The 11,102-nt window shown below is 55.9% G+C and carries 7 protein-coding genes; all 7 read left to right on the plus strand.

Translation table 11 applies throughout. The features are described 5' to 3' along the window. Positions 1–22 precede the first annotated feature (22 nt). Positions 23–958, plus strand: coding sequence for a TIGR01212 family radical SAM protein (locus tag AB5Y81_RS13120; protein ID WP_043171943.1), 936 nt, complete (start codon positions 23–25; stop codon positions 956–958). A 404-nt stretch (positions 959–1,362) separates the two neighbouring features. Further along, on the plus strand, positions 1,363–3,507 hold the full coding sequence (locus AB5Y81_RS13125; RefSeq protein ID WP_279484157.1) for a type I secretion system permease/ATPase: 2,145 nt from the start codon (positions 1,363–1,365) through the stop codon (positions 3,505–3,507). Next, positions 3,500–4,918, plus strand: a complete 1,419-nt coding sequence (locus tag AB5Y81_RS13130; RefSeq protein ID WP_005302548.1) for an HlyD family type I secretion periplasmic adaptor subunit — start codon at positions 3,500–3,502, stop codon at positions 4,916–4,918. The genes AB5Y81_RS13125 and AB5Y81_RS13130 overlap by 8 nt, the downstream gene beginning before the upstream one ends. Positions 4,919–4,953: 35 nt before the next feature. Continuing rightward, complete coding sequence (locus AB5Y81_RS13135; protein WP_017780771.1) at positions 4,954–6,282, plus strand: TolC family outer membrane protein; 1,329 nt, start codon at positions 4,954–4,956, stop codon at positions 6,280–6,282. A 158-nt stretch (positions 6,283–6,440) separates the two neighbouring features. Continuing rightward, on the plus strand, positions 6,441–7,163 hold the full coding sequence (locus tag AB5Y81_RS13140; RefSeq protein ID WP_017766671.1) for a transglutaminase-like cysteine peptidase: 723 nt from the start codon (positions 6,441–6,443) through the stop codon (positions 7,161–7,163). Positions 7,164–7,166: 3 nt separating this feature from the next. After that, positions 7,167–9,092, plus strand: coding sequence for a LapD/MoxY N-terminal periplasmic domain-containing protein (locus AB5Y81_RS13145; RefSeq protein ID WP_279484158.1), 1,926 nt, complete (start codon positions 7,167–7,169; stop codon positions 9,090–9,092). A gap of 265 nt (positions 9,093–9,357) precedes the next feature. Next, the coding region (locus AB5Y81_RS13150; RefSeq protein ID WP_368146685.1) for a retention module-containing protein at positions 9,358–11,102 on the plus strand (1,745 nt) is incomplete at its 3' end.

Here is an 11,102-nt window from a genome sequence, read left to right on the forward strand (position 1 = left end):
ACGCTCCTTTACTGGAGGTGTCATGCAGTTACACGAACTCGTCAATACATTCGGCCAGGATCTCAAGCAGCGCCATGGCCAGAAGATCCACAAGCTCTCCATTCACGGCGCCTTCACCTGCCCCAATCGTGATGGCACCCTGGGGCGTGGTGGCTGCACCTTCTGCAATGTTTCCTCCTTTGCCGACGAATCGGCCCAGCAGCTCTCCGTGGTGCAGCAACTGCTGGCCCGTCGGGACGAAGTGACCCGCGCCAAGCGCTATCTCGCCTATTTTCAGGCCTATACCAGCACCTATGCCGAAGTGGAGTACCTGCAGCGCATGTATGAAGAGGCGTTGTCGGTGAGCGACATGGTGGGCTTGTGTGTGGGGACGCGCCCAGATTGTGTGCCGGATGCGGTGCTGGACCTGCTGGCCGGTTATCAGGCCCGGGGTTACGAGGTGTGGCTGGAACTGGGGCTGCAGAGCGCCAACGACAAGACGCTGCAGCGCATCAACCGGGGCCACGGCTATGCCGCCTATGTGGATGCGGTGACCCGGGCCCATCAGCGGGGCATCAAGGTGTGTGCCCACCTCATCGTGGGTTTGCCCGGCGAGGTGCCGATGGACAGCCTGGATACCCTGCACCGTATCGTGGATACCGGCGTGGAGGGGATCAAGCTTCACCCTCTGCATGTGGTGGAGGGCAGCACCCTCGGTAAGGCCTGGCAGGCGGGGAGGCTCGATGTCTTGAGTCTGGAGCAGTATGTCGAGGCGGCAGTCGCCATGATCCAGCACACCCCACCCGAAGTGGTCTATCACCGCATCTCGGCTTCAGCGCGCCGGCCAACCCTGTTGGCCCCTGCCTGGTGCGAGAACCGCTGGACAGCGATGGCTGATATTGCTAGTGCGCTGGCCCGCACCGGTCCTCAGGGGCAGGCGTTGGAACGCCCGTTTTCCCTTGTGGGCAATATTGATTAGGTCGTCAGATTTCATTAAAAAAACAGTGGGTTATTAGATGAAATTCAGTCTTTGCGGTATAGTTTCGGTAAAATTGTCTTGATATAGTACTTGGCTTGAAAAAGATATCATTATCAATAAGCTTGTATTATTTCCAATTTGGACGGGATATATCGGGCATGGCGCCACCCTGTGTCGCGATCAACAGCCTGACCTGCCGTCCCCGCTTTGGGCATAATGCCGTTCAGGTCTGTCGATGACATCCAGTGTCATGTACCTGTGCTTTTAGTGTGTATCAGGCTGTAGCTCCTTTTTTGGGGAGCGCTGTTCTTTATGTCACGGGCATGTCTGCGCCAACAACGCCCGTGAGGCTTGAATATCGGTATGGCGAGACAGCCGGCCCAATCATGCAGTGACAGGATGCTATGCAAGCAGAAACTAACCGTATTGACGAGTTGTTGGAGTGCCTGGTCTTTCTGACCCGCTTTTATGGGGTACCCAACAGCAAGGACGCTCTCACCACCGGCCTGCCGCTGGTATCCGGTCTGCTGACGCCCAATCTGTTCGGCCGTGCCGCCGAGCGGGGCGGCTTGTCCGCCCGGGAAGTCATCCAGTCTCTCGACGAGATCTCCCCCCTGTTGCTGCCCTGCGTGCTGCAGATGCGCAACGGCGGCGCCTGCATTCTGCTGGAGTGGAACGAAGACAGAACCCAGGGCAAGGTGATCTTTCCTCAGGCGGGGGATGCGGCCCAGTGGCTGAGTGCATCTCAACTGGGTGATGAGTATCTGGGGCGGCTGTTTTTTGTCAAAAAGCAGTTCAAGTTCGATGAGCGTTCACCCAAGGTGCTGGAGACCCGCGATGGTCACTGGTTCTGGAGCACCCTGCTCGAATCTCGCGGCATCTATCGGGATGTGCTGGTCGCCTCCATCCTCATCAACCTGTTTGCCGTCGCGAGCCCTCTGTTCACCATGAACGTCTACGACAAGATAGTGCCAAACCTGGCGTTTGATTCGCTCTGGGTGCTGGCGGTCGGCGCCATGGTGGTGTTCACCTTCGACTTCGTGATGCGCCAGCTGCGCAGCTACTTCATCGACATCGCCGGCAAAAAGTCCGATGTGCTGCTGTCTGCCAAGATCTTTGCCAAGGTGATGGGCATGCGGATGGAGTCGCGCCCTGCATCGACCGGTGCCTTTGCCAAGCATCTGCAGGAGTTTGAATCGGTGCGGGAGTTTTTCACTTCCGCGACGGTATCGACCCTCATCGATCTGCCCTTTGCCATCTTCTTCCTGTTCATCATCTGGATCTTTGCCGGCGTCATGGTGGTGGTGCCCATCGTGGCCATGGTGATCCTCATCATTTACAGCTTCTATATCCAGGCGCCGCTCAAGCAGTCCATTGAAGAGGGCTCACGGCTGGCTTCCCAGAAAAACGCCAACCTTATCGAGAGCATCTCGGGCCTCGAAACCGTGAAGATCTTTGGTGCCGAGAGCATGTTCCAGCACCGCTGGGAGCAGGCCGTATCCCACATTTCGACCTGGGGCGTACAGACCCGCCGCATCACCAACTCCATGTCATCGCTGGCCAGCTACATCCAGCAGGTGGTGACGGTGGCACTGGTGATTGTCGGGGTTTACCAGATCTCGGAAGGACTGGTCACCATGGGGGGCATGATTGCCGCCGTCATGCTGTCGAGCCGCGCCATCGCGCCCATGGTACAGCTGTCGGTTCTCTCGACCCGCTACAACCAGGCCAAGTCCGCATTGGAAATCCTGGAGAAGATCATGATCACGCCGGGCGAGCAGGAGGAGGGCAAGCAGTACATCCACCATCCTGTGATCTCCGGTCGGATCGAGTTTGACAAGGTGTCGTTCAAGTATCCCGGGATGGAAACCAGCACCCTGCACAATATCAACCTGCGCATCGAGCCGGGTGAGAAGGTGGCCATCATTGGCCGGATCGGGGCGGGCAAGACGACGCTCGAGAAGATTTTGATGGGCCTCTATCGGCCCACCGACGGCTCGGTACGGCTCGATGGTTTTGAACTCGATCAGCTGCCGGCCTCGGTGATCCGCCGCAATATAGGCTGTGTGCCACAGGATGTGACCCTGTTTTTTGGCTCGGTACGCGACAACATCATGCTGGGCAATCCGCTGGTGGATGATGTACGAGTCATGCGGGCTGCCAAGCGGGCCGGTGTGACCAACTTCACCAACCGGGATCCCAATGGGCTGGATAGACAGATAGGGGAAGGGGGGCGTCAGCTCTCCGGTGGCCAGCGTCAGGCCATCTTGCTGGCCCGGGCCTTGCTCAATGATCCCCCCATACTGGTGATGGACGAACCGACCTCCAACATGGATAACCAGTCGGAGATGCAGGTCAAGCATGAGCTGGCCAGACTTGGGCCGGAAACGACCCTGATCGTCATCACCCACAAAACCACCATGCTTGACGTAGCCTCACGGGTCATCGTGATCGAGCAGGGCCAGGTGGTGGCCGATGGTCCGAAGGCAATGGTGTTGCAACAGCTGAAAGAGGGCAAGGTGCGCGTACAGGAGGCCTCCAATGGCTAAGTTTGGCCTGTTTAAGAAGGCGCCTTCCGATACTGTGTTGCCGGCTCCGGAACACCTTGAGTTTGTGGATGACGGTGCGGCCGCCGTCCTGCTGAGTACCCCGACGCGGGCACGTGCCCTGCTGTGGGCCTGCTTCCTGTTTTTCATGAGTGCCATCATCTGGGCGGCTTGGGCCGAGCTTGATGAGGTGACCGTCGGCCAGGGCAAGGTGATCCCGTCACGTCAACTGCAGGTGATCCAGAACCTGGAGGGGGGGATCGTCAAGGAGATCTTCGTGAAGGAAGGGGATATCGTCGAGAAAGGGCAGCCACTGCTGCGCATCGATGATACCCGTTTCCGTTCCGACTTTCGGGAGCGCGAGCAGGAGCTGGTGACCCTCAAGGGGGACATCGCCAGATTGCGGGCGGAGATCCAGAGCGTGGTGGTCAAGACCGGCCCCAATCTGGGTTGGCGTGAACAGGTGGTGGTTGAAAAGCAGCCCATCGTTTTTCCGGACGGTTATGAGAACGTGTTTGCCGAATATGCGACACGGGAAAAGTCGGTGCAGAATGAGCGCCTCAACAACCTGAGCAACCAGCTCTATATTCTGGGTCAGCAGATCGAGCAGAAAGAGCAGGAGACCATAGAGCTCAATGCCAAGATAAGGACGGTGGCACGCAGTGTGGATCTGGCGCGCCAGGAGCTCAATATCAGCCGTCCCCTGGCCAAAGAGGGGATCGTGCCCCAGGTTGAGTTGATCAAGCTGGAGCGCCAGGTCAACGAGATGCAGGGGGAGCTTGAGAGCAATAGGCTGCTGATCCCCAAGCTTGACTCCGTATTGCGGGAAACCATTTCCAAGCGCAACGATATTGCGCTGAAGTTTCGGGCCGATTCGCAAACCGAACTCAATGAGCGGCAGGGCAAACTGAGCCAGTTGTCCGAGGGGCAGGTAGGATTGCGTGACCGGGTGGATCGCACCAGCGTCATCGCCCCGCTCAAAGGCACTATCAAGAAGCTCAAGATCAATACCCTGGGTGGCGTCGTCCAGCCCGGCATGGATCTGATGGAGATAGTACCGCTGGAAGACACCCTGCTGGTCGAAGCCAAAGTGTCGCCGAAAGATATCGCATTCCTGCGACCGGGGCTGGAAGCCGTGGTCAAGATCACTGCCTATGACTTCACCATTTATGGTGGATTGCATGGCAAGGTTGAGCAGATAAGTGCCGACTCAATTCAGGATGAAGATGGCAATTCCTTCTACCTGGTTCGAGTACGCACCGAGAAGAGTTACTTGGGCGATGAGCTTAACGCACTTCCCATCATCCCCGGTATGTTAGCCAGTACAGATATTATTACTGGTAAAAAAAGTGTCCTAGACTATTTGCTTAAGCCGATATTACGGGCAAAGCAGTCGGCACTGAGAGAACGATAAGCCAACAATCTAAAAACAACATGACTGGAGATACCATGAAGAAGACGATTGTTGCCATGTTAGTAAGTGGCGTCGTGCTGTTCCCGGGCCTAAGCCAGGCACAAACACTGGAGGAGTCAGTGGCACAGTCATTGGCTACCCATCCCAAAATCAAGGAAGCTTTTGATCTCTATCAGGCGCGACTGTATCAGCATGACGGGGCCAAAGGGGGTTACTACCCCACCATCGATCTGCGTGGCGGTGTCGGCTACGAGAAGACTGACAGCCCGACCACCCGTGCGGCCGGCGCAAACTCGACCACCATCGATGACTCCATGACCCGTAAAGAAGCCGGTATCAGCCTGCGCCAGATGTTGTTCGACGGCTTCAACGTCAGCAGCAACGTGGCTCGTACCGATGCCGAAGCCAATGCCCAGCGCCTGGCCATGATCTCCGAGGCGGAGAACACGGCACTGCGGGTGGCCGAGGTCTACCTCAACATGCTGCGCCAGCAGGAGATCCTGGAGCTGTCCAAGCAGAACCTGGAAACCCACGAACAGATCCGCAGCGACATCAGCAAGCGGACCGATTCGGGGTTGGGTTCAACCGCTGACCAGACCCAGATCGATGGTCGGGTAGCCAGAGCCTATGCCAACCAGGCTGCCGCCGAGAACAACTATCGCGATGCCGAAAGTGAGTTCATCCGGGTGGTCAACGAGATGCCAAAAGATTTGGTACAGCCGGTTCCGGATGCTCAGCTCATTCCTAGCAGCCTGGATGCTGCACTGAAGACGGCAACCGAAGTTCACCCGACGCTGCTCTCCTCCCTGCAGGATATCGAAGCCGCCAAGTACCAGCATGAGGGTTCCAAATCCGGTTTTTATCCCAACGTCACCTTTGAAGTGGATCAAAACTGGAATGAGGATATCGATGCCGTCAAGGGGCGCAACGATGACCTGACCGCCATGGTTCGGATGCGCTACAACTTGTTCCGCGGTGGTTCCGATCTGGCCCAGAGCAAGGCCACTTCCGCACTCTATTCCCAGGCCAAGGATATTCACATGAATGCCTTCCGTCAGGTAGAGGAAGGAACCCGCCTGGCCTGGAACGCAAAAGAGTCTCTGGCTAAACAGAAGACCTTCCTGAAAGAACACGTGGATGCAAGCTATGACACTGTGCAGGCGTACAAGAAGCAGTTTGGTCTCGGTCAACGTACCTTGTTGGACGTATTGAACACCGAAAACGAACTGTTTGAAGCGCGCCGCAGCTACATTACAGCCGAGTATGACTCCCTGCTGGCGGATTATCGGATCCTCAATGCCACTGGCAGCCTGCTCAACGCATTCAATGTGAAGCAGCCGGCCGATTGGCAAGCCAAACAGTAATGGAGTGCGCATCAGGTTTGATGCGAGTGAAAGGGATGGTTGCAGCCGGGCTGCCGCCATCCCTTGTCTCTGACGGCCATCTCTGGCCAATGCAGTGAGTACCATTGGATCTGTCGAAGATGCATGTGACCGGATGGGATAGAGCAAGCAGTATCGGCATGGCGTCAACCTCCGGTTTGACCCAGTTGCTGCGCGCTCGCTGGTTACGCTGGTCACTTTGGCTGCTGCTGATATCTCTGCCGCTACTGCTCTCCGCCAGCCAGCCTCTTACCCCTGAAGATCTCAAACTGGTACAACGGGCTCAGGAGACCTACGGCGTCAGAGCCGGCAAACGGGTCACCACCTGGCGCACGCTGGTAATGCAAAATCGGGCTGCCGGCCTGACCGACCGTCAGAAACTGGAGAAGGTTAACCAGTTTTTCAACCAGATGCGGTTTATCGACGACATCAAGTTGTGGCGAAAAAAAGACTACTGGGCAACCCCGCTGGAGTTTTTGGGAGCGGCTGGTGGCGATTGTGAAGACTTCAGCATTTCAAAATACTTTACCCTGCTGGAGCTGGGTGTTCCGGATGAGAAGATGCGGATGGTCTATGTCAAGGCATTGGATTACAACCAGTTTCATATGGTCGTCGCTTACTATGAAACACCGTCTGCGGTGCCCGTCATTTTGGATAATTTGATAGGGTCGATCCGGCCTGCCAGTCAACGTAGGGATCTGGTGCCGATATACAGCTTTAACGGTAGTCACTTGTGGTTGATGAAGGCGCGTGGTCAAGGGGAACTGGCTGGACAGTCCTCACGCCTGGGATTATGGAATGATTTACGCAATCGCATGACGTCGGGGCGATTGGCTCAGCCTGTGTTGAATTTGGATGATTAACCTATGACGCTCTACAGACAATTATTGGCAACCATGTTGATCCTGTTCGGGTTGTTGTTTGCAGCTACCTATTGGGTGCAATTCAACTCGACTCGTACCTATCTGGCCCAACAGCAGGAAACCACCGTCATCAATACAGCCACATCTCTGGGGCTGGCACTGACCCCTTATTTGGAAAATGGTGACAAGGTGGGGGCTGAGTCCGTCATTCAGGCGATATTTGACGGGGGATATTATCGTCTGGTCCGTCTGGACTTGCTGGCTTCCAAGGATGTCATCGAGCAGGAAAATACCAATAACATTCAAGGTGTTCCCCAATGGTTCATCAATCTTGGGTTGTTTCCCGAGGTATCCAATGAGTCGATCCTGACGTCGGGCTGGCTGCAACTGGGTAAATTGAAGGTCGTTGGTCATCCCGGCCAGGCCTATTACGAGTTGTGGCGTGGAATGAGTGAGCTTGCCAGCTGGTTCCTGATAGGTTTTCTCATCACCACCATCTTGCTCATGCGAGCACTCAACTACCTGCTCAAGCCGCTCAAGCAGATTTGTGAGCAGGCCGTCGAGATAGAGTTGCATCACTTTGGCCATGCCATTCCCGAGCCCAAGACCCATGAATTGAAGCAGGTGGTCCAGGCCATCAATACCCTCTCCAGCAAGTTGGCCGTGCAGTTCAAAGAACAGGCCGATGAGGCAGAAAAACTGCGGGAGCGGGTCTACGTGGACGCCGTCTCCGGCTTGGGCAACCGGGCTTATTTCGTGGGTCAGGTCAATGCCTGGATTGCAGAGGCCGGTCAAGGGGGGGTCATGTTGGTTGCCGTCGACATGCTGGACGATCTGTACCGCGAAGAGGGATTTGCTGCGCGTGACAACATGGTCAAGTCGATAGCCCAGGCCTTGAAAGAACAACTTAAAGGGTGGGATGGCTCTGCTGTGGCGCGGATCTCGGCAACGGAATATGCCTTGTTGTGTCCGACTGATGACCTTTCCCAATTGAAGGATTTGGCAGAAGTGATCAACAGTCGTATCGCCGATCTGGTGGTGAATCCCATGGGCGAGGGCGGAGCCTTGTCCGTCATTGGTATTGCTGGCCGTGATGGCAACGATGATTTGTCGGCTCTGCTGACCAAGGCTGACAATGCGCTGGGCAGGGCCCGCAATGAACGTCGTGGTGCCGTGGTGATGGAAGGGGGCACAGATCAGGGGTTGATGGGACGCCTGGCCTGGCGTGATCTGGTTCAGGATGCGATTGCACGGCATTTGTGGCGTTTCAAGGCGCAGCCAGCCTGCCGATTTGATAATGGTCTGCGCATGCATGCAGAGCTGTTTGCCTCCATCTCTCGCGATGGTACCGATTATTTCGCAGGCCAGTTCCTGCCTGCCATCGAGCAGTTCAAGCTGGGCGGTGAGTTTGACCAGGCGATACTGGATGCGTCAGTTTCATTGTTGCAACAGCAACCAGACTTGGTCCTGGCGGTCAATATTACGGCCGGCTCGCTCTGTTCAGATGAATTCCGTACTTGGCTGACCGGTTATCTGAGCGACAATGCCGGATTGAAAGATCGCTTGCTGTTCGAGATCCCAGAAGCCGCCATCATGAAGCACAAGGAGCATGTGACAGCCCTGGTTCATGCTTTGCAAGAGCATGACTTTCAGTGGGGGGTGGATCATTATGGACGCCACTTCCAGTCACTGGGGTATCTGGAGGAGCTTGCGCCTTCCTATGTCAAGGTTGACCACGGCTATACCAGCCAGGTCATGGAGCCTGGGGCTGATACTTCCTTCTTGGCTGCGGTATGTCGTGCCGCCCACAATGCCGGCGTTATAACTATTGCGACCAGAGTGGAAGATCAACACCAGGTCGAGTTGCTCTCAAAGCTTCATATCGATGGTTACCAGGGCTTTGTACACCCGGCATTTCCGTTGCCGTGAGCATGACCAAGTATTTCAGGGGCCCACAAGGGCCCTTTTTTATTCGAAAAATTAATAAGCATGCTTATTCTCAGTTTAATTAGACTAGATGGCTTCATTTGGTATCGAGCAACTGATTGATTTGACGATATAAAAAAGAACATTCGATTTCGTACATTTCCCCTCCCCAGTTTTGACACGAATTCCATACATTTTTGCAACGGATGCAAGAAGCACGGACATCTATGGTGTAGACATCGAGATCCGTCACGTTGGAGCAATGGACATGCGTACCCAAATTATCGACAAAACCGTTGTGGTTTCTGCAGTTGAAGGCAATGTGCAAATCGTGCTGGCTGATGGAAGCAGCCGCCCTCTGCAAAAAGGAGAGATCCTGCAACCCGGGGCAAAGCTCAACATTGCAGATGATGCCAAATTGTTATTGGCGCCCTACGATGATTCACCGGCGGCTGCCACACCGGATGCTCCTGCCCATGATGCGCCTGCTACCGGCCAGCCACCGGCTCCGGATGCCGGAAATGCGGCCTCTCCTGATATAGCCGCCTTGCAAAAGTCGATTTTGCAAGGGGTTGACCCGACGCAAAACTTTGAAGCGTCAGCTGCGGGTGGTGCTCCGGCTGCAGGTGGTGGCGGTGGGATCGGTGGGGTTGCTGGAGCCAGCGGTAACGGTGGTTTTGTAACCATCGACAGGATTGGCGATGCCACTATCGCCGCCGCCGGGTTTGACACTACCTACCAAGCTGAGCCGGTGGTGGATACCCAGCAGATAGCGGAGCCCTTGCTGGTCAATGAGCTGACGGATCAGGGAGAGCAACTGACCGTTGCTGAAGACGGATCTCTGAATGGTAATCTGCTGGATAACACGGTGAATACCGATGGGCCGCAGGCTGCGTCAGTACTGATCTTCACCTGGGGGGACAATGCCAATATAGCTGCCGGTACCAGCGTGACCATCGATGGGGTAGGCACGCTCATCGTCAATACGGATGGCAGCTTCACATTCACACCGGCCCCCAACTACGATGGCGCCGTTCCACCAGTGATATATACCGTGACTGATGGCACCGACACGGTGCAATCCACCTTGGAGTTGACGATCACCCCCATCAATGATCTCGCCGATGAGGGAGAGAGTGTGGTGGTGACGGAAGATGTAGCCGTATCGGGCAATCTGCTTGCCAACACCATCGACAATGATGGTCCGCAGGCGGCTTCCGTGTCTGGATTTAGCTGGGGTGGGGTTGCCAATGCCACCTTGGGTACACCTGTCAGCCTGGCAGGGATCGGTACTCTGCTGATCAATGCGGATGGTAGCTATCAGTTCACGCCGGCTCCCAATTATGATGGTCCCGTTCCCGCCGTCAGCTACACCGTCACCGATGGTGTAGATACCGTCCAATCCACTTTGACCATCACTATCACGCCGGTTGATGAACCGGTCGAACTGGCTGGTTTGCAGGTGGAAGGGGGAGAGCTGACGCTCAATGAAGCCTCTTTGGCAGATGGCAGTAATCCCAATGCAGCAGCCTTGACCCAGAGCGGTATTTTTACCTTCAATGCGGCCGATGGTGTCCAGAGCTTGACCCTGGGTGGTGTTGCACTGATCACCAATGGACAAACCATCACTTCGTTCCCGCAAACCATCGCCAGCCCGTTGGGCAATCAGTTGACTGTTACTGGGATCAATTACAACCCTGCAACTGGAACGGGGAGCGTGAGTTACAGCTATACGCTGAACGACAGCGAGACACACACTCAACCAGCTAACGATGCATCACTGGTGGAGAGTTTCAATGTTGTGCTGGTCGATCCGGATGGTGACACGGCCAATGGCAGTCTGGATGTCGTCATTCTGGATGATGTTCCCAGTGTTACCCTGAGCTCCAATACGGAAGGGCTGGGGACTGTCTCCGTCGACGAGAGCCTGGTCAGCCTGGGCGGGGTGGGCGGCGACGGGGTGGCCAGTGCCAGCCTGAGCGCGGCCGACGTGCAGGCCCAGTTCAACCCGGC

It is taken from the genome of Aeromonas sp. s2 (assembly GCF_040907935.1).
Classification (GTDB): domain Bacteria; phylum Pseudomonadota; class Gammaproteobacteria; order Enterobacterales; family Aeromonadaceae; genus Aeromonas; species Aeromonas dhakensis.

Excerpts from the sequence above, each read along its gene's own strand:
- AB5Y81_RS13120 (WP_043171943.1), top strand. The coding sequence starts at position 23 with ATGCAGTTACACGAACTCGTCAATACATTCGGCCAGGATCTCAAGCAG.
- AB5Y81_RS13125 (WP_279484157.1), top strand. The coding sequence starts at position 1,363 with ATGCAAGCAGAAACTAACCGTATTGACGAGTTGTTGGAGTGCCTGGTC.
- AB5Y81_RS13130 (WP_005302548.1), top strand. The coding sequence starts at position 3,500 with ATGGCTAAGTTTGGCCTGTTTAAGAAGGCGCCTTCCGATACTGTGTTG.
- AB5Y81_RS13135 (WP_017780771.1), top strand. The coding sequence starts at position 4,954 with ATGAAGAAGACGATTGTTGCCATGTTAGTAAGTGGCGTCGTGCTGTTC.
- AB5Y81_RS13140 (WP_017766671.1), top strand. The coding sequence starts at position 6,441 with ATGGCGTCAACCTCCGGTTTGACCCAGTTGCTGCGCGCTCGCTGGTTA.
- AB5Y81_RS13145 (WP_279484158.1), top strand. The coding sequence starts at position 7,167 with ATGACGCTCTACAGACAATTATTGGCAACCATGTTGATCCTGTTCGGG.